The organism is Kaistia sp. 32K (assembly GCF_016629525.1).
Taxonomy (GTDB): domain Bacteria; phylum Pseudomonadota; class Alphaproteobacteria; order Rhizobiales; family Kaistiaceae; genus Kaistia.
The window spans coordinates 3,439,855-3,457,107 of record NZ_AP024269.1; the positions used below are offsets into that span (position 1 = coordinate 3,439,855).

The window sequence follows — 17,253 nt, forward strand, 5'->3', positions numbered from 1 at the left end:
CGTGCCGGGTCGCGGTCTGACAATGGAAGGGTCGCCTCAAGGGCGGCCCTTCTTCCTTTCTGAGTATCGAATGTCCAACTCCCCTGCCCCCCGCCCGATCGAGATCTATGTCGATGCCGACGCCTGCCCGGTGAAGGCCGAGATCTACAAGGTCGCCGAGCGGCACCGCCTCAAGGTCCATGTCGTCGCCAACACGCCGATCGGCATTCCGCGCGAAAGCTGGATCGAGCGCGTCATCGTGCCGAGCGGTCTGAACGTCGCCGACGACTGGATCGCCGAGCGGGTCGGCCGCGGCGACATCGTGATCACGGCCGACATTCCGCTGGCCGACCGCTGCATCAAGGCAGGCGCCGACGTCATCGGCTCGAACGGCAAGCCCTTCACGGAAGCCTCGATCGGCAATGTGCTGGCGACGCGCAATCTGATGGAAGATCTGCGCTCGGCCGGCGCGATCACCGGCGGCCCGCGCCCGTTCTCGCCCAGGGACCGCTCCGCCTTCCTGTCGGCGCTCGATCTCGCCATCGTCCGCCTGAAACGTGCCGGTTTCGGCTGAAAGCAGCGGCAATTTCCGTGAATTTGGACAGGTGGCGGCGCGAATGAGACGATGGTCGCATCGAATCAGTTCTTCAACCGCTAGGTAACCATCGCCGGCTTAGGATATCGGTGCGCGTGCCCCCTTTTTGCGCCGTCCCCGGCCGTTCCGACAAGACAAAGGCTCACTATGAAGATCTCGAAACTCCGCCTGCCGGCTCTCGCTCTCTCCGTCGCGCTCGTGGCTGGTCTGGGCCAGGCCGAGGCCGCCACCTGCGGCAAGGACCCGGCGCAGTTCGGCGCCTGGTTGCAGGACTTCAAGGCCGAGGCCATCTCGGCCGGCATCTCGCGCTCCACTGTCGAGCAGTCGTTTGCCGGCGTCACCTACGACCCGCGCGTCATCAAGCTCGACCGCAACCAGAAGCATTTCAGCCAGCCCTTCGAAGTCTATTCGAAGCGCGTCGTTTCGCCCGGCCGCGTCGCCAAGGGCAAGAAGCTGATGCAGCAGTACAAGGGCCCGCTCGACCGGATCGAGCAGCAGTTCGGCGTTCCCGCGCCGATCCTGATCGCGATCTGGGGCATGGAGACCGATTTCGGCGCCGGCAGCGGCAACATGTCGACCATCCGCTCGCTCGCGACCCTCGCCTTCGACTGCCGCCGCACCGACTTCTTCCAGGACCAGCTGATGGCGGCGCTGAAGATCGTCCAGCGAGGCGACCTCTCGCCCGCGCAGATGAAGGGCGGCTGGGCCGGCGAAATCGGCCAGACCCAGTTCCTGCCGACGTCCTATGTCCGCTTCGCCGTCGACTTCGACCGCAACGGCCACGCGGATCTGCGCAACAGCCCGATCGACGTCCTCGCCTCGACCGCCAATTACCTCAAGGGTTACGGCTGGCAGCGCGGCGGCTCGTGGGAGGAAGGCTCGCACAATTTCGGCGTGCTGCGCGAGTGGAACAAGGCCGGCGTCTACGCCAAGAGCGCCGCGCTCTTCGCCGACAAGCTGGTCGGCAAGCGCTAATCAGCGCGAGACCCTTCGACATCAGGGGACTTGCGATCGCCGCGGTTTCGAACGACAAACCGCGGCGATGTCTGACACAAACTCCCCCCAAGATCCCGTCCAGAACCGTTCCGTCGCCATCATCGGCGCCGGCCCCGCGGGCCTGATCGCCGCCGAGACGCTCGCCGCCGCCGGTGTCACGGTCACGGTGCATGACCGCATGCCGTCGGTCGGCCGCAAATTGCTGATGGCCGGCCGTGGCGGCCTCAACCTCACCCATAGCGAGCCGATCGAGAGCTTCCTGCGCCGCTACGGCGCGGCGTCGCCCCGCCTCGCCGTCGCGATCGAGGCGTTCCCGCCATCGGCACTCCGGGCATGGGCGGAAGGGCTCGGCGAACCCACCTTCGTCGGCTCCAGCGGCCGCGTGTTTCCGACCTCCCTCAAGGCCTCGCCGCTGCTGCGCGCCTGGCTGCGCCGGCTCGGCGAGCAGGGCGTACGGTTTTCGCTGCGCGACGACTGGAAGGGTTTTGGTGATCCCGGCGAGCTGCGGTTCGCGAGATCCGACGGCGAAACGACGGTCCAGGCCGACGCCACGCTGCTGGCGCTCGGCGGCGCCAGCTGGCCCCGCCTCGGCTCGAACGGCGCCTGGTCCGACATCCTCTGGGAAAAGGGCGTCGACGTCACGCCGCTGCGTCCGGCCAATGGCGGCTTCCGGATCGGCTGGTCGGAGCTCTTCCGCTCCCGCTTCGCCGGCACGCCGCTGAAGACGATCGCCGTCCACTTCCAGGACATCACCCTGCGCGGCGAAGCGATGGTGACGGGCTACGGCCTCGAGGGCGGCCTCATCTATGCGCTTTCGGCAAGGCTTCGCGAGGCGATCGCCGCCGAAGGATCGGCCACGATCACACTCGACCTCGCGCCCGGCCGCGGCGCTGCCGAGCTCGCAGCGCGGATCGCCGGCCAGAAGCAAGGCCAGTCGATGTCGAACCTCCTGCGGAAGGCCGCCCATCTTACGCCGGTCGCGATCAACCTGCTGCGCGAAGGTGGCGACGGCGCCCTGCCCCGCGATCCCGAGGCGCTGGCGGCGCGGATCAAGGCGCTGCCGCTGCGCCTGACCGGCACCGAAGGCCTCGAGCGCGCCATCTCGACCGCCGGCGGCGTCGCCTGGGACGGCATCGACGACGATTTCATGCTGAAGGCGCTGCCCGGCGTCTTCGTCGCCGGCGAGATGATCGACTGGGAAGCGCCAACCGGCGGCTACCTGCTGCAAGCCTGCTTCGCCACCGGCATCGCCGCGGCACGGGGCATTCTGGCCCGCCTCGACAGGACGGCGCCGCGCTGAGCGATTTCGAGCGAAGGGAATGCCGGTTCAGGAAGAAGCGACCCAACTAGTCGCCGGAGCCCGCGCTCACTCGCGCATCAGGCCGCGCAACTCCGCGACGCCGGCGGCGATGACGGCGTTCGCCTCGCTCTCCATGGCGCGGTAGCGATCGAGCACAAGTCGCCCCGTATCGGTCAGCCGGGCGCTACCGCCGCCGCCCGTGCCGCCCTTCTCGGTCTCGACGAGGGCGGCCTGAAACGCCGTGTTCATCTCGCGCACAAGGGTCCAGACCCGCTTCGGGCTCATGGAGAGCCGCGATCCCGCCGCCGCCAGCGAGCCAGTATCCCGGATCGCCTGCAGAAGATCCGCCTTGCCGGGGCCGAGCGCGAAACCCGCCTTCAAGACAAGACGGAAACGAAGGCCCTCGGTCTGGTTGGGAAGTTTCATACGGTTTTCGAATTTTGACGGGATGGGTGCGCATTGTTGCGCATGCCGAGCCCATCGGTCGAGAGGGCCGGGCGCCGCAAGACGGCGCCCGGCTGGTAGAAAATCAATCCGACTGGCGGAAGCTTCGGATCCGGTCGAAGGCGACGGCGATGACGATGAAGCTGCCGACGAACGCGCCCTGCCAGAAGGTCGAGATCCCGAGCAGGATCAGGCTGTTGCGGATCACCTCGATCAGCGCCGCGCCGACCACGGCGCCGAACGCCGTGCCGGTGCCGCCGGCCAGATTGGCGCCGCCGATGACGGTCGCCGCGATCACGGTCAGCTCCATGCCGGTGCCGAGATTGGTCGTCACGCTGCCGAGCCAGCCGGTCATCAGCACGCCGGCGATACCCGCCGTCAACGCCGAGATGACATAGACACCGACCTTGATGCGCCGGACCGGCACGCCGGTCAGGATCGCAGCCTGCTCGTTGCCGCCGATGGCGAAGATGTGCCGGCCCCAGCCGGTCCAGCGGAAGACGAAGCCGGCGATCAGCGCCATCACGGCGAGCACGATCAGCGGATTGGCGATGCCGAAGGTGGTGCCGCCGCCCAGCTGCAGCAGCAGCGCCTGATCGGGGCCGAACTGGTAGACCATCTTGTTGTTGGACAGCACCAGCGCCATGCTTCGGGCGACCGACAGCATGCCGAGCGTCACCACGAAGGGTGGCATGCCGACATAGGCGATCAGCACGCCGTTGACGACGCCGACGATGATCGCCGCGACCAGCGCCGCGGCGATGCCCACGCCAAGCGGATAGCCGGCGCTCATCACCAGGCCGGTGACGATCGCCGACAGGCAGAGCGTCGAACCGACCGAAAGATCGATGCCGCCGGAGATGATGACCACGGTCATGCCGATGGCGACGATGCCGACGAAGGCGAAGTTTCGCGTCACGTTGAAGAGATTGTTCCTCGTCGCGAACGTGTCGGTCAGAACGGTCAGCGCGATGCAGGCGAGAACGGCCGCGACGAAGACCCAGAATGTCTGACGGGAAAGCAGCCAGCTCAGCGTGCTGTGCGTCTGGCGGTTGATGGTGTCGTCGAGCGAAACAGCCATGATGTAACGTCCTTTCTCTTCGTTTCGCTCGATGTCAGGCGCGCTCGAGCGCGCCGGTGATCAAGGCCGTCACTTCTTCCGGCGAACTGCGGGCGATGTCCTTGTCGGCCACCTTGGTGCCGCGACGCAGAACGACGATCTTGTCGCAGACCGAGAAGACGTCCGGCATGCGGTGGCTGATCAGGATCACGGCGATGCCCTGGTCGCGCAGCCGGCGGATGAGGTTGAGCACCTCGGCCACCTGGCGCACGCTGATCGCAGCCGTCGGCTCGTCCATCAGCACGATCTTCGAATCGGACAGGCGCGTCCGCGCGATCGCCACGGCCTGGCGCTGGCCGCCGGACATCTGCTTGACGAGATCGCGCGGCCGCGTCTCTGACTTCAGCTCCTTGAAGAGCTCGCCGGCGCGCTTGTACATCGTCGCATAGTCGAGAATGCGCAGCGGCCAGACCCCGCGCCGGAGCTCGCGGCCCAGGAACACGTTGGCGGCGGCGGTCAGATTGTTGCAGAGCGCGAGGTCCTGGTAGACGACCTCGATGCCGCTCTCGCGCGCCTCGACCGGCTTGTGGAAATGTACCTCGCGGTCCTGCACCCGGATCGTGCCGTGCGAGGGCGGAAAGTTGCCGGCGATGATCTTCACCAGCGTCGACTTGCCGGCGCCATTGTCGCCCATCAGGCCGACCACCGCACCCGGCTCGATCGTGAGCGAGACGTCGTTCAGGGCCTGAATCGCCCCGAAATGCTTAGAAATACCTTTGAGTTCCAGGACGGTCATCCCGGCGCTCCTCCCTGCCACGCGGACCGTTGATCGGCCCGTCGTCCCCCTTGTCCCGGAATGGCGACGCCGCCCCGGCTCCTGATTTTACCCATATTGGCGCGTTGCACCGGCGTCAACCGGAGCGCCGGACAAATAGACTAGGCATCCCGTAGAGGTAGCAAAATACCTATGCCCGCGTCAGGTCATACGCACATCAACGATCAGACCAGCGTTAAATAACGCAATGGATATCATATTCTTATGAAGCCGAATTGCGACGCACAATATTTCCATTGCGTTGCGTCATTGGCGAATGAATGGATTAATCGCATTGACTTTGTTCGATTTCGGAATTTAGTTGGTTGTGCCCCTGTCGAAAGGCAGCCTCAGGCTTGCCGCGCGTTCACCGGGAACACCCGGGAACGTGCGAAGAGCGGCCGAAGGCGGCGCGACCGGCGGCAAGCCGCTTTGAATGTCTCGGGAGGAGACCATGAAGAAAGCTTTGGCAATACTTTCGTTTGCCACCACCGCGCTGGCGCTGACGATCGGCGCGGCGAAGGCCGAGGACAAGACGCTGGCGATCGTCGTGAAGGGCCTCGACAACCCCTTCTTCGAAGAGATCAACAAGGGCTGCCAGAAGTGGAACGCCGAGAACAAGGGCAAGGGATATACTTGCCTCTATACTGGCCCGGCCTCCAGCAACGATGAAGCCGGCGAAGTCCAGATCGTCGACGATCTGCTGACCAAGGGCGTCGCCGCCATCGCCATCTCGCCGTCCAACGCCCCGGCCATGGCCAACCTTCTGAAGCAGCGCGCCCCGACGATCCCGGTGATGACGGTCGACGCCGACCTGAACGCCGAGGATTCCGCCCTTCGCAAGGCCTATCTCGGTACCGACAACTACCTGATGGGCGTCAAGATGGGCGAAGAGCTGCAGAAGCTGAAGAAGGGCGGCACCGTCTGCCTTCAGCTCGGCAACGTCGCCGCGGCCAACATCGCCGCCCGCGCCGCCGGCGTGCGCGACACGCTCTCCGGCGCCAAGGGCACCGACAAGCTGACGGGCCAGAACGGCTGGACGGAACCGGCGGGCTGCCCGCTGTTCACCAACGACCAGTCGGACCTCGCCAACCAGCAGATGAGCGATACCTTCACCGCCAATCCGAAGCTCGACGCCTTCGTGCTCGTGGGCGGCTGGGCCCAGTTCGCCCCGCAGGCCTATGCGCAGGTCACCGACGGCGTCATGGATCGCCTGAAGAGCAAGGACCTCGTGATCATCGCCGGCGACACGCTGCCGCCGCAGATCGACGCCCTCAAGGCCGGCCGCAGCCATGCGCAGATCGGCCAGCGTCCGTTCGAGATGGGCTACAAGGCTCCCGACGCCATGATCAAGCTGATCAACGGCGAGAAGGTTGACGAGATCCTGTTCACGGGCCTCGACACCTGCCTGCCTGACAACGCCGACAACTGCCTGGCCAAGTAACGGGTCAAGGTAACGGATCCGGCAAATCAGGTTGCCGATCTGATCCTGGAAAACGGCAAGGGGCGCTTCGGCGCCCCTTCGCGTTTCCGCCACGCACGCCGAAACGTGCATTGCCGCCCCGACGGCTTTATACCGGACCGGGGACTCATTTCGAGACGAGGATATCCAAACGATGCGCCGCACGATCCTGGCTCTTTCGCTGCTTCTGGCCGCCACGCCGGCTTTCGCCTGCACGGAAGACGAGCTGCAGCAGAAATCCATATCGCTGGCCGAGCTGGTCAAGGCGATCACCACCAAGGATCCGGCCAAGGCAGACGCCTGGCGCGGCAAGCAGATCGACGTCGATCGCGTTGCCGAGCGGACGACAAACATCGACGAGATCTGCGCCGCCTATGACAAGGCAATCGCCGAGGCAAAGGCCGACAAGTAAGGCGCAGGGTCCGTACGGGCCCGTGCGAACTTCCCTTACGTCACCTTCAGGTTCATTGTGACTCGCCGCCCCGCCGATCCGCCGGATCCGGCCGGGCGGTCTGGTGCGCGCCAAAGGCGCGAGCTGCGCTGACGCGCGCGCCCCGAAGGGAGCTCGCCATGGCCTATTACCTGCTGCAGGTCTCCTATTCCTCGAACGCCGTGAAGGCGATGGTCGCCAATCCGCAGAACCGCGAGGACGCGGCCCGAAAGGCGGTCGAATCGCTCGGCGGCTCGCTGAAGGCGTTCTATTTCGCGCTCGGCGAATTCGACGTCGCGCTGATCGCGGAGTTCCCGGACAACAAGTCGGCGGCGGCGCTGTCGCTGGCGATCGGCTCCTCCGGCAGCCTCTCCAAGATCCGGACCACGGTGTTGATGACGACGGCCGAAGGCATGGAATCGATGCGCTCGGCCAAGGCGGCGAAATATTCTCCGCCAGCCTGAGCATTCAGCATCGGGAAAGCGGCCGCTCGGCAGGGATGCGGCCCGCCCCCTCCCAGAACAGAACGCCTCCGCCTCGGGGGCCGTCTGGAAACAGGAAGCGGCCAAGCCTCGGCAGCGCTCGTTATGCGCGGTGAATAAGGAAGGGCTCGCCCCAAGTGCGCCCACGGCCGATCCACTGCGCCTGGTGACCGCGGACAGTTCAGCGACCGCCTGACAGGATCAGGCCGGACCGAATCAGCGCAACCGCAGCAGCGCCGGATAGGCCACCGGCGGCCCACCCGCGAGCGAGAACGCGGTCACGGTGGAACCGGAAAAACTGACGGCGCCGGCCTTGTTGGCCAGCAGAAAACCGGCGACGACGACGAGCGTCACAGCTAGTCCAAACTGGAGATTCATCGATACCCCCGTCATTGGATACCCCCGATTTGCAAAGTGATTCTAGCATAACTGTTGCCGGATTGCGACATGCTCCCGAAATCCGCGCGGCCGTGCTATTCCGGGCGCGGGGAAAACGAGCATGATCCGCATCAACGACGACATCGCCCTCGACGAAAGCGAAATCGAGGAGAGCTTCATCCGCGCCTCCGGGCCGGGCGGGCAAAACGTGAACAAGGTGTCGAGCGCGGTGCAGCTGCGCTTCGATGCCAGGCGGTCGCGCGCGCTGCCCGACGCGGTCGCCGTGCGGCTGATGCGGCTCGCCGGCTCGAAACTGACGCAGGACGGCGTGATCGTGATCACGGCGCAGCGCTTTCGCGATCAGGCTCGCAACCGCGCCGATGCGCTGGAGCGTCTGGTCGCGCTGATCCAAGAGGCGGTGCCGCCGCCAACGCCGCGTCGCGCCACCCGTCCGACGCTCGCCTCGAAGAAGCGGCGACTAGAGGGCAAGACCCGACGCTCCGGCGTCAAGGCCATGCGCGGCAACGTCAAGATCGATTAGCTCTCGCCAAATCAGTCCAAGCCGTGCAACATTTTGTCGCGGCTGAATCGGTGGGGGCCGATATCACGGGGAGCAGACATCATGGGCATTATCTGGACGATCATCATCGGCTTCGTCGCCGGTGTCGTTGCGAAGTTCATTACCCCGGGCAGCAATGAGCCGAGCGGCTTCATTCTGACCGTCATCCTCGGCATCGCGGGTGCGTTCCTGGCGACCTGGATCGGGCAGGCCATCGGCTGGTACGGCCCCAACGACCAGGCAGGCTTCATCGGCGCCATCGTCGGCGCGGTGGTCGTCCTGCTGATCTGGGGCGCAATCGTCCGCAAGCGCGCCTGACCGGCGCGCTTCCTCTCCAGACGTCAGGACGGTGGCCTCAGCGGCCACGGCCCTCATAGTGGCAATGATCGCGGACGGCCTCCGTGATCGGACAGTGCCCGGTCGCGCCTCGATAGGCCAGATAGGACCCGGTCCCCAACGCCAACAGGGACAGGAGCCGGTTGGGCCTTGGCTTCAGCGCGGCCGCGGCCAATATCAGTCCGGCGACCACGGAAACCACACGACCCTCGGTCGAGATTTCCGGAACAACGACGGGTGGTTTGGCCCGAAACATCATCGATTTCTCCCATTGCTGACGACAGTGAACGCGCAAGCGTCGTCCGCGTTCCAATCGGAACGAGCAGACAGGAGCCACACACCATGATCGGCATCGGCATCGGGGGATGGACGTTCGAGCCGTGGCGGGACAATTTCTACCCCGCCGGGCTGCCGCAGAAGCGCGAACTCGAATATGCGGCGTCGAAACTGACTTCGATCGAGGTCAACGGCACCTATTACGGCTCGCAGAAGCCGGAGAGCTTCCGCAAATGGGCCGACGAGACGCCGGACAATTTCGTCTTCGCGCTGAAGGGTCCGCGCTTCGCCACCAACCGCCGCGTCCTGGCGGAAGCCGGCGAATCGATCGACCGCTTCTTCGCCAGCGGCGTGACCGAGCTCGGCGCGAAGCTCGGTCCGATCAACTGGCAGTTCATGGCGACCAAGAAATTCGACGCCGAGGACTTTGAGGGCTTCCTCAAGCTTCTGCCCGAAAGCGTCGACGGCAAGACGATCCGCCACGCCGTCGAGGTCCGGCATCCGAGCTTCCAGACGCCAGATTTCATCGCACTGGCCCGCCGGCACGGCGTCGCTGTGGTTGTGGCGGATTCCGACGACTTTCCCCAGATTGCCGACCCGACGGCCGGATTCGTCTATGCCCGCCTGCAAAATGCGTCCGAGGCAGAAAAAAACGGCTATCCCGACTCCGCTCTGGAGGATTGGCGCGGACGTGTCGAGACATGGGCGGCTGGCGATATGCCTGCCGATCTTCCCCTCCTCGCCGAGGCGCCGAAGGAACGCGGCAAGCGCGACGTTTTCCTCTACATGATCAACGGCTTCAAGCCCAAGGCGCCGTTCGCCGCCATGTCGCTGATCTCGCGACTCAACGCCGGCTGAGTCGGACGCTGAGTCACGTTCGATAGCCGGCGCAGGAACCGATTGCACTCGGTTGCGTTGAGTTTGTGAACAATCGCACGCCCAAATCTCGCCTTTTTCCGCTGTTGGATAAACAGCCAACGAAACTTGTTTCCCGTTTTAGGTGCAAACCGCGTCAGCGAGCGCGAAAACCATGAGATCAAGCGTGCAGGTTCAATTGCGTATCGCGGCCGTTACGGCTGCTCTTGTGGCCGCCGGTGCGGCCCTCTCCTTCGGGAGCCTGCCGGCGGAAGCCGGCACTCAGTGCGGCCGAGCTTCCTGGTACGCGCTCGGCGGAAAGACCGCCAACGGTGAGCGCAACAATCCCAACGCCATGACGGCAGCGCACCGCAACCTGCCCTTCGGCACCCGCGTCCGGGTCGAGAACCTCAAGAACGGCAAATACGTCGTCGTCCGCATCAACGACCGCGGCCCCTTCACCGGCGGCCGGGTGATCGACGTTTCCCGCGCTGCCGCGCAGCAGCTCGGCATGGTCAAGACCGGCACCGCCAAGGTGCGGCTGGTCGTCGATGGCGCCGCCGTGAAGAGCGCCTGCCCGGCCTGATTCCCGCAGCCTTCCCTTCGCGTCCCCTCGCCGTCGGCGGGAAGCGACGCCTCCCTCTCCCTGAAAATCCGGATCTATGTCCCGTCGAGCGCCACGGCCTTTACCAGAGCCGTGACGGCGAGGCCGGCCTTGAGATCGAGATCGCGCACCGCGTCGCGCGTCACGCGCGCGAGCATCGGCTCGCCGCCGACATCGAGCCGGACGCCGACATCGGGCGACGGCTCGCTGCCGATTTCGACGATGCGCGCGGCCAGCCGGTTGCGGACCGAGAGGCGTCCCGGCTCGCCGACGGCCAGCGTCACGTCGCGGGCGCGAATGCGGATGCGCAGCCGCGTGCCGATCGCGGCATCGACATGGGGAACCACCAGCGGCCCGGCCGGATGGTCGAGCCGCGTGACGCCGTCGGCCGGGTCCTGCGCAACGACGACCGCTTCGAGCACGGCGCCGGCCTCCCAGTCGCCCACCGCGCCCAGATGCGCGAACACCTCGCCGACTGGCCCCAGCGCCGCGACGCGTCCGCCATCGATCAGCGCGACCGTATCGGCGAGCCTGGCGACCTCCTCGACGGAATGGCTGACATAGACGATCGGCAGGCGCTTGGCGTCGCGGAGCCGCTCGATATAGGGCAGGATCTCGGCCTTGCGCTCGCGATCGAGCGCGGCGAGCGGCTCGTCCATCAGCAGGCAATCCGGGCTCGCCAGAAGCGCTCGGCCGATGGCGACGCGCTGCTTCTCGCCGCCCGAGAGATCGCGCGGCATGCGCGCCAGCAAGCCGCCGATGCCGAGCAGCTCGACGACCTCGTCGAGCCCGCCCCAGCGCCGCGCGCGCGGGGTCAGCCAGCGGCCGTAGAGCAGGTTGGAGCGGACGGAGAGATGCGGGAAGAGCCGCCCCTCCTGAAAGACATAGCCGATGCGCCGCTTGCCCGGCGGCACGAAGACGGAGCGCTCCGTATCGACGAGCGTGCGGCCATCGAGAATGATGCTGCCGCGATCCGGCCGGGCGAGGCCGGCGATCTGGTTGACGAGCGAGGTCTTGCCGGAGCCGGAGCGGCCGAACAGCGCCGTGACGCCCGGCCCCGTCTGCAGCTCGATGTCCAGCGTGAACTGCCCCAGCTGCTTGCGGACGGAAACGGAGAGCGTCATCCGACGGTCCCCCGCGCCACGCGCCGCGCCAGGAACTCCGAGAGCACGAGGGCGGCCAGCGAGATGGCGATCGAGATCACCGTCAGCCGCAGCGCCGCGGCGTCGCCGTCCGGCGTCTGGATCAGCGCGTAGATCGCCGAGGGCACGGTCTGGGTCTCGCCCGGAATGTTGGAGACGAAGGTGATGGTGGCGCCGAACTCACCGAGCGCCCGGGCGAAGGAGAGCACCAGCCCGGCCAGGATACCGGGCAACGCCAGCGGCAAGGTCACGGTCAGGAAGACGACCATCCGCCCGGCGCCCAGCGTCGAGGCGGCCTGTTCGAGCTTGCGATCGATGCTTTCGATCGAAAGGCGGATGGCGCGCACCATCAGCGGAAAGCCCATGACGCCGCAGGCGAGCGCCGCGCCGGTCCAGCGGAAGGCGAAGACGAGGCCGAAGGTCTGCTCGAAGAAAGCGCCGAGCGGCCCCCGGCGGCCAAAGGCGAGCAGCAGCAGATAGCCGGTCACCACGGGCGGCATCACCAGCGGCAGATGCACGAGGCCATCGAGCAGGGTGCGGCCATAGAAGCGCCCGCGCGCCAAAATGAAGGCGATGGCGATGCCGAACGGCAGGCTGACCAGCATCGCCACCGACGAGACCTTCAGGCTCAAGCCGATGGCGGTCAGTTCCTCGGGCGACAGAAAGCTGCTCATCGGTCGGCGGAGCCGAGGGTCGGCAGGCTGGCCGCCCGGGCCAAGGCGCAGAGGAAATGGATCATTTCACCTCGATGCGGACGACGTCGCGAACGCTGCGGCCGCCATGGGCGTCGCCGGGCACCAGAAGCCGCAGCCGGGATGGCGACAGGGGCGGTTCGCCGCCCGCATAGGCGAGCAGCACCGCCTTGCCGGCATAATGCGGGTCCAGCTCGCCGATCGACAGCGAAACGGCGTAGCCGTCGCGGCCGGTAACGAGCAGCGTATGGCGGAGCGCCGTGTTCTTGCCGGGCTCGTTCACCAGCCCCGCCTTCTCGATCAGCGACCAGAGCAGCGCGCCGGTATAGTGGCCGATCTCGCGGTCCTTGCCGGTTTCGAAATCGACGTCGATGGCGGTCGCGGGCACGGAGCGCAGCGTCGCCTCCGACAGGACGAGGCTCTGACGGACGGCGCCGTCGAGCACGGCCACCTCCTCCGCATGCAGCGGGGATCCCGCGCCGGCCAGGACGGCCAGCGCGAGAAGAGCGCCGCGCAGCAGCTTCAGGAAGCCGGGCTCAGCCAAGGACTACTTGCCGATCATGACATCGGAGGCCTTGATCACCGCCGTCGCCTTGTCGCCCACCTTGAGCGCGAGGTCGTCGACCGCCTCGTTGGTGATCGACGAGGTGATGATGTGGCCATGGCCGATGTCGATCTTCACCCGGGCCGTCGTCTGGCCCTTCTCGACGGCCGTGATCGTGCCTTCGAGCTGGTTGCGCGCACTGAGCTTCATTCTGGCTATCCCTATTTTGCGAGAATGGTGAACCCCTGCCCCTCGAAGCTCGGGCGAGCCTCCGGCGAGATCAGCCATTCGAGAAACGCCTTCGCGTCGGCATTGTTCGACGCGGCGATGCGGGCGACAGGGTAGACGATCGGGGGATGGCTGTCCTCCGGGAAGGTCCCGACGACCTTGACGCCGGCCTCGGCATGGGCGTCGGTGCCGTAGACGATGCCGAGCGGGGCCTCGCCCTTGGCGACGAAGGCGAGCGCGCCACGGACATTGTCCGCCTGCGCGACATGCGGCTGGACCGCGTCCCAGACGCCGAGCGCCGTCAGCGCCGCCTTGCCGTATTTGCCGGCCGGCACGGAATCGATGCTGGCCATGGCGAGCTTGCCGTCAGAGCCGAGGGCGGCGGCGATCGGAAAATCCTTGGCGATGGTCAGGTCGACGGTCGCGTCCTTCGGCGCCACCAGCACCAGCGTGTTGCCGAGCAGGGTGACGCGCGACGAGGCGTCGATCAGGTCCTTCTTGGCGAGATAGTCCATCCAGTCGAGATCGGCGGAGAAGAAGATGTCGGCCGGCGCGCCGGATTCGATCTGCTTGGCGAGCTGCGACGAGCCGGCATAGCTGATGGCGAGCTCCTTGCCGGTCTTCTCCTTGTAGGCGGCCGCGGCGCCGTCGAGCGCATTCTTCAGGCTGGCGGCCGCGAAGACGGTGACGTCGGCGGCCTGTGCCGTCGACGCGGCCAGCGGTCCGACGAACGGGGTGGCCAGAACAGCCAGGGCGCCGAGCAGGACAAGTCCGCGCCGGAAACGGTTGATCGACATAGTGCTCTCCTCAATGGGCTCGACATTTCTGCATGGAAATGTCGGTCGATCAACGCCCGGACCCATCGATTTCGCTGAGCCTTCGAGCACGAATTGGAATTGGACGAAGCGGCATCGCGGCGACTAGCCTTGGCGAGCGGCAACAGGGAATCATCATGACGGCTCTCTACACGCTCTATTCGATGCAGTTCTCGGGCAATTGCTACAAGGCGCGCCTCGCCATGCATGAACTCGACCTTCCATTCCGGATCGTCGACTTCGTGAAGGGTGACGGCCAGACGACGAGCCCGGAATTCCTGGCGATCAATCCGAATGCCCAGGTGCCGCTGCTGGTCCTGCCGGACGGAAGGCCGCTCGCCGAATCGAACGCCATCCTCCTGCACCTCGCCGAGGGAAGCGCGCTCATCCCCACGGACCGCTACGACCGGGCGCTCTGCTATCAGTGGCTGTTCTTCGAGCAATACAGCCACGAGCCCGTCATCGCCGTCGCGCGCAACTGGCTCACCTACATCCCGGGCGGCCGCGAGACGATGGCGCACCGGATCGACGAATGGCAGCGGAAGGGCAACCATGTCCTGTCGGTGATGGAGGACTGGCTCGGGAAGCACGCCTTCTTCGCCGGCGAGACCTTCTCGATCGCCGATATCGCGCTCTATGCCTATACGCATGTCGCCGAGGAAGCGGACTATGATCTCGGCCGATATCCGGCGATCCGGGACTGGCTGGCGCGGGTCGCGGCGCGGCCGCGGCACGTTCCGCTCGACTGGCGACCTGACGTAACGTGACCCCGGTCACAGACAGGATCGCCGGGGAGGCCTAACAAGCCGGGATTCATGAAGGATTAACCGTAAGGCAAACTTCTCAATTTCGACATGATATCTGTCGTGCAGAGCCACAATCCATCCGGACCATCGCCGCAGTCGAGGGTCTTTATGGTGGCGTGGGACGGGGAAGACCGCAGATAGATCGACGGGATACGATGATGAGCACGCAGAAGAGCACCAGGCCGGCACGGCCCCGCCGCGAAACCGCGACGCGCGGCGCCTTCTATATCTGGATGGCTGCCTACGCCGCCGCGCTCGTCGCCATCGTGTCCGTGCACGAATTCAGCGGCCGTCCCGCCGAAACGCCGGCCCCGGAGCAGCAGGCGACGCATGGGGCGACCCATGGCGACATGTTGCTCGGCCCGCTCGTGCCCGTCGTCCAGGCCGACGTGGACGGCTGATCATGCGCAACCGCCCTGCCCTCCCGTCGCAGCGCGTGCATGTCCGGCGGCCGCAGGCCGCCGGCGAACGACGCCGCCATCACGACGACAGCTTCGAGATCGAGCAGTTCTGGCTGGCGGCCCCGCTCAAAACTTGTGAAAAATGAAGGCCGCGCCGCCGGCGATCATCGCGAAGCCGACCAGGTGGTTCCAGCCGAGCGGCTCCTTCAGATAGAGCCATGAGAACAGCGCGAAGACGACGAGGGTGATCACCTCCTGCATCGTCTTCAGCTGCGCCGCCGAATAGACGCCGTGGCCGATCCGGTTCGCAGGCACCGCCAGGCAATACTCGAACAGCGCGATGAACCAGCTGATCAGGATCACCTTGACCAGCAAGGTATTCGGATATTTCAGGTGCCAGTACCACGCCGACGTCATGAAGACGTTGGAGATGACGAGCAGAATGACCGGCGCAATCGCTGGCGAGAGCAGGTTCGGCATGGGGGGACCTTGGCTGGGGATGGCGGCGCGCACTCTGCCCGCGCCATCGCTGCCGTCAAGAAGCGATTTGTCGCCGGAAAGGATCAGACCCGGCGAGAAGCCGGCTTCACTTTCCGCTGGGTTCCGCTAGGGTCCCGGCAACACAAGGGGACCGGGACCATGTCGCTGACGACCGAAGAGAAGATGCTGATCGAGATGCGCGTGGCCAATGAGAGCCCGAGCACGGCGACCGCCTATCTGCTCTGGATCTTCCTCTGGTTCGTCTCGGCGCACCGCTTCTATCTCGGCCGCCCCGGCAGCGCGATCCTGCAGATCCTCTGCTATTTCATCGTCATCGGCTTCATCTGGGTGCTGATCGACGCCTTCCTCATTCCCGGCATGATCCGCGACAAGCAGGACGAGATCCGCCGCCGGCTGGAGCGCGCCGCGCTCACCGGCACCATCTCGTCGAGGTCTCCCTAGCGGCTGGACAATCCGGGGCGGCGCGCCTTAGCCTCGCGCTTCCGCCACCAAGACCGGACGCTCCGCCATGACCCATCCCGCGCTCGCCGAAAACCATGTCGCCGTCATCACGGGCGGCGCCTCCGGCATCGGCCTCGCCGCCGCGAGGAAGTTCCAGGCGCTGGGGCTGAAGGTCGCCATCGCCGATTATCGCCAGGACGCGCTCGACGCGGCGGCGGCCTCGCTCGGCCCCGATGTGCTGGCTGTCCGCGCCAACGTCGCCAGCCGCGAGGATGTCGAGAAGCTGAAGGACGCCGTCTACGAGCGCTTCGGCAAGGTCAACGTGCTGATGAACAATGCCGGCACCGACGGCGCCGGCCCCGTTCTCGGCTCGCTCGACAACTGGCAGCGCGTCATCGGCACCAACCTCTTCGGCGTCGTCAACGGTATGCAGGTCTTCGTGCCGGAAATGCTTGATGGCACCGAGCCCGGCCTCGTCATCAATACCGGCTCCAAGCAGGGCATCACCACGCCGCCGGGCGACGCCGGCTACAACGTCTCCAAGGCCGGCGTGAAGGTCGCGACCGAGGCGCTGGCGCATGAGCTGCGCAACATCGAGGGCGCGAAGATCACCGCGCATCTGCTGATCCCCGGCTTCGTCTGGACGCACCTGACGAAGGGTGAGCGCACCGAGAAGCCGGCCGGCGCCTGGACGCCGGAAGAAACGGTCGATTTCATGCTCGCCTCGCTCGATCGCGGCGATTTCTACATCCTCTGCCCCGACAACGACGTCGACCGCGCCACCGACGAGAAGCGCATCCTCTGGGCCGCCGGCGACATCGTCGAGAACCGCCCGCCACTGTCGCGCTGGCACAAGGACTTTGGCGAGAAGTTCAAGGCTTATTTGAAGGGGTGAAGCTGGGCCATTCCCTCACCTCTCCCGAGGGGGGAGATTTTCGTACAACGCCGGCAGTCATGCAGTCCCCGATCCCCATCATCCTGAGGAGGCTTGCGGTAGCAAGCCGTCTCGAAGGACGCACGGGCTTGGGGCAACAGTTGAACCGCTCTGCGTGCTTCGAGACGGCCCTTCGAGCCTCCTCAGCATGTTGATGATGGTGTTGGTCTCCTGAGGGA

The 17,253-nt window shown here is 66.0% G+C and carries 26 protein-coding genes; 15 read left to right on the top strand and 11 right to left on the bottom strand.

The features are described 5' to 3' along the window. Positions 1-70 precede the first annotated feature (70 nt). From K32_RS15905 to K32_RS15915, 3 genes are all read left to right on the top strand, one after another. Positions 71-553 (top strand): YaiI/YqxD family protein, encoded by a 483-nt coding sequence (locus K32_RS15905; RefSeq protein ID WP_201400457.1) that lies wholly within the window; start codon positions 71-73, stop codon positions 551-553. Between the two features lie 168 nt (positions 554-721). Next, positions 722-1,549 (top strand): lytic transglycosylase domain-containing protein, encoded by an 828-nt coding sequence (locus K32_RS15910; RefSeq protein WP_201400458.1) that lies wholly within the window; start codon positions 722-724, stop codon positions 1,547-1,549. 67 nt (positions 1,550-1,616) lie between these two features. Continuing rightward, positions 1,617-2,870 (top strand): TIGR03862 family flavoprotein, encoded by a 1,254-nt coding sequence (locus K32_RS15915; RefSeq protein ID WP_201400459.1) that lies wholly within the window; start codon positions 1,617-1,619, stop codon positions 2,868-2,870. A 66-nt stretch (positions 2,871-2,936) separates the two neighbouring features. Here K32_RS15915 and K32_RS15920 read toward each other — a convergent pair whose 3' ends face one another. The 3 genes from K32_RS15920 to K32_RS15930 all read right to left on the bottom strand — a co-directional run bounded on the left by K32_RS15920 (position 2,937) and on the right by K32_RS15930 (position 5,170). Next, complete coding sequence (locus K32_RS15920; protein ID WP_201400460.1) at positions 2,937-3,296, bottom strand: winged helix-turn-helix domain-containing protein; 360 nt, start codon at positions 3,294-3,296, stop codon at positions 2,937-2,939. A gap of 103 nt (positions 3,297-3,399) precedes the next feature. Continuing rightward, the gene (locus K32_RS15925; RefSeq protein ID WP_201400461.1) at positions 3,400-4,395 is read right to left on the bottom strand and encodes an ABC transporter permease; all 996 of its coding nucleotides are present in this window, start codon (positions 4,393-4,395) and stop codon (positions 3,400-3,402) included. A gap of 34 nt (positions 4,396-4,429) precedes the next feature. Further along, entirely contained in the window at positions 4,430-5,170 is a 741-nt protein-coding gene (locus tag K32_RS15930; RefSeq protein ID WP_201400462.1) for an ATP-binding cassette domain-containing protein, read from the bottom strand. A 472-nt stretch (positions 5,171-5,642) separates the two neighbouring features. Between K32_RS15930 and K32_RS15935 the strand changes: the two genes are divergently transcribed. From K32_RS15935 to K32_RS15945, 3 genes are all read left to right on the top strand, one after another. Continuing rightward, positions 5,643-6,632: a substrate-binding domain-containing protein gene (locus K32_RS15935; RefSeq protein ID WP_201400463.1), complete on the top strand. Its 990-nt coding sequence runs from the start codon at positions 5,643-5,645 to the stop codon at positions 6,630-6,632. Positions 6,633-6,804: 172 nt separating this feature from the next. Then, positions 6,805-7,062, top strand: a complete 258-nt coding sequence (locus K32_RS15940) for a hypothetical protein (RefSeq protein WP_201400464.1) — start codon at positions 6,805-6,807, stop codon at positions 7,060-7,062. A gap of 158 nt (positions 7,063-7,220) precedes the next feature. Then, positions 7,221-7,544: a GYD domain-containing protein gene (locus K32_RS15945; RefSeq protein ID WP_201400465.1), complete on the top strand. Its 324-nt coding sequence runs from the start codon at positions 7,221-7,223 to the stop codon at positions 7,542-7,544. A 234-nt stretch (positions 7,545-7,778) separates the two neighbouring features. Here the strand turns inward: K32_RS15945 and K32_RS15950 are convergent, their stop codons facing one another. After that, a complete protein-coding gene (locus tag K32_RS15950; RefSeq protein WP_201400466.1) occupies positions 7,779-7,916 on the bottom strand; it encodes a hypothetical protein in 138 nt (45 codons plus the stop codon). Between the two features lie 145 nt (positions 7,917-8,061). On the opposite strand from K32_RS15950, the gene arfB reads away from it, so the two are divergent. Together arfB and K32_RS15960 are read left to right on the top strand one after the other, a co-directional pair. Then, a complete protein-coding gene (gene arfB, locus K32_RS15955; protein ID WP_201400467.1) occupies positions 8,062-8,481 on the top strand; it encodes an alternative ribosome rescue aminoacyl-tRNA hydrolase ArfB in 420 nt (139 codons plus the stop codon). 81 nt (positions 8,482-8,562) lie between these two features. Further along, a complete protein-coding gene (locus tag K32_RS15960) occupies positions 8,563-8,817 on the top strand; it encodes a GlsB/YeaQ/YmgE family stress response membrane protein (RefSeq protein ID WP_201400468.1) in 255 nt (84 codons plus the stop codon). Positions 8,818-8,854: 37 nt separating this feature from the next. On the opposite strand, the gene K32_RS15965 is transcribed toward K32_RS15960, so the two are convergent. Then, positions 8,855-9,094: a YgaP-like transmembrane domain gene (locus K32_RS15965; protein WP_201400469.1), complete on the bottom strand. Its 240-nt coding sequence runs from the start codon at positions 9,092-9,094 to the stop codon at positions 8,855-8,857. A gap of 83 nt (positions 9,095-9,177) precedes the next feature. Here K32_RS15965 and K32_RS15970 point away from each other — a divergent pair, with 83 nt between their 5' ends. Further along, entirely contained in the window at positions 9,178-9,969 is a 792-nt protein-coding gene (locus K32_RS15970; RefSeq protein WP_201400470.1) for a DUF72 domain-containing protein, read from the top strand. A gap of 202 nt (positions 9,970-10,171) precedes the next feature. Then, positions 10,172-10,552: a septal ring lytic transglycosylase RlpA family protein gene (locus K32_RS15975; protein WP_371813043.1), complete on the top strand. Its 381-nt coding sequence runs from the start codon at positions 10,172-10,174 to the stop codon at positions 10,550-10,552. 74 nt (positions 10,553-10,626) lie between these two features. Here K32_RS15975 and modC read toward each other — a convergent pair whose 3' ends face one another. The 5 genes from modC to modA form a co-directional block, all read right to left on the bottom strand. Next, complete coding sequence (modC, locus tag K32_RS15980; protein WP_201400472.1) at positions 10,627-11,694, bottom strand: molybdenum ABC transporter ATP-binding protein; 1,068 nt, start codon at positions 11,692-11,694, stop codon at positions 10,627-10,629. Further along, entirely contained in the window at positions 11,691-12,386 is a 696-nt protein-coding gene (gene modB / locus K32_RS15985) for a molybdate ABC transporter permease subunit (RefSeq protein WP_201400473.1), read from the bottom strand. The genes modC and modB overlap by 4 nt, the downstream gene beginning before the upstream one ends. Positions 12,387-12,447: 61 nt before the next feature. After that, complete coding sequence (locus tag K32_RS15990) at positions 12,448-12,948, bottom strand: molybdopterin-dependent oxidoreductase (RefSeq protein WP_201400474.1); 501 nt, start codon at positions 12,946-12,948, stop codon at positions 12,448-12,450. Positions 12,949-12,951: 3 nt separating this feature from the next. Next, complete coding sequence (locus K32_RS15995) at positions 12,952-13,158, bottom strand: molybdopterin-binding protein (protein ID WP_201400475.1); 207 nt, start codon at positions 13,156-13,158, stop codon at positions 12,952-12,954. Between the two features lie 11 nt (positions 13,159-13,169). Continuing rightward, entirely contained in the window at positions 13,170-13,973 is an 804-nt protein-coding gene (gene modA / locus K32_RS16000) for a molybdate ABC transporter substrate-binding protein (protein ID WP_201400476.1), read from the bottom strand. Between the two features lie 155 nt (positions 13,974-14,128). Between modA and K32_RS16005 the strand changes: the two genes are divergently transcribed. The 3 genes from K32_RS16005 to K32_RS16015 all read left to right on the top strand — a co-directional run bounded on the left by K32_RS16005 (position 14,129) and on the right by K32_RS16015 (position 15,344). Further along, positions 14,129-14,758, top strand: coding sequence for a glutathione S-transferase family protein (locus tag K32_RS16005; RefSeq protein WP_201400477.1), 630 nt, complete (start codon positions 14,129-14,131; stop codon positions 14,756-14,758). A 197-nt stretch (positions 14,759-14,955) separates the two neighbouring features. After that, positions 14,956-15,198, top strand: coding sequence for a hypothetical protein (locus K32_RS16010; RefSeq protein WP_201400478.1), 243 nt, complete (start codon positions 14,956-14,958; stop codon positions 15,196-15,198). Positions 15,199-15,200: 2 nt separating this feature from the next. Beyond that, positions 15,201-15,344, top strand: a complete 144-nt coding sequence (locus tag K32_RS16015) for a hypothetical protein (RefSeq protein WP_201400479.1) — start codon at positions 15,201-15,203, stop codon at positions 15,342-15,344. Here the strand turns inward: K32_RS16015 and K32_RS16020 are convergent. Next, positions 15,325-15,678, bottom strand: a complete 354-nt coding sequence (locus K32_RS16020; protein ID WP_201400480.1) for a DMT family protein — start codon at positions 15,676-15,678, stop codon at positions 15,325-15,327. The genes K32_RS16015 and K32_RS16020 overlap by 20 nt on opposite strands. Before the next feature lie 159 nt (positions 15,679-15,837). On the opposite strand from K32_RS16020, the gene K32_RS16025 reads away from it, so the two are divergent. Then, positions 15,838-16,140: a TM2 domain-containing protein gene (locus tag K32_RS16025; protein WP_201400481.1), complete on the top strand. Its 303-nt coding sequence runs from the start codon at positions 15,838-15,840 to the stop codon at positions 16,138-16,140. Between the two features lie 67 nt (positions 16,141-16,207). Beyond that, a complete protein-coding gene (locus tag K32_RS16030) occupies positions 16,208-17,035 on the top strand; it encodes an SDR family NAD(P)-dependent oxidoreductase (protein WP_201400482.1) in 828 nt (275 codons plus the stop codon). The last annotated feature ends 218 nt before the right edge of the window (positions 17,036-17,253 follow it).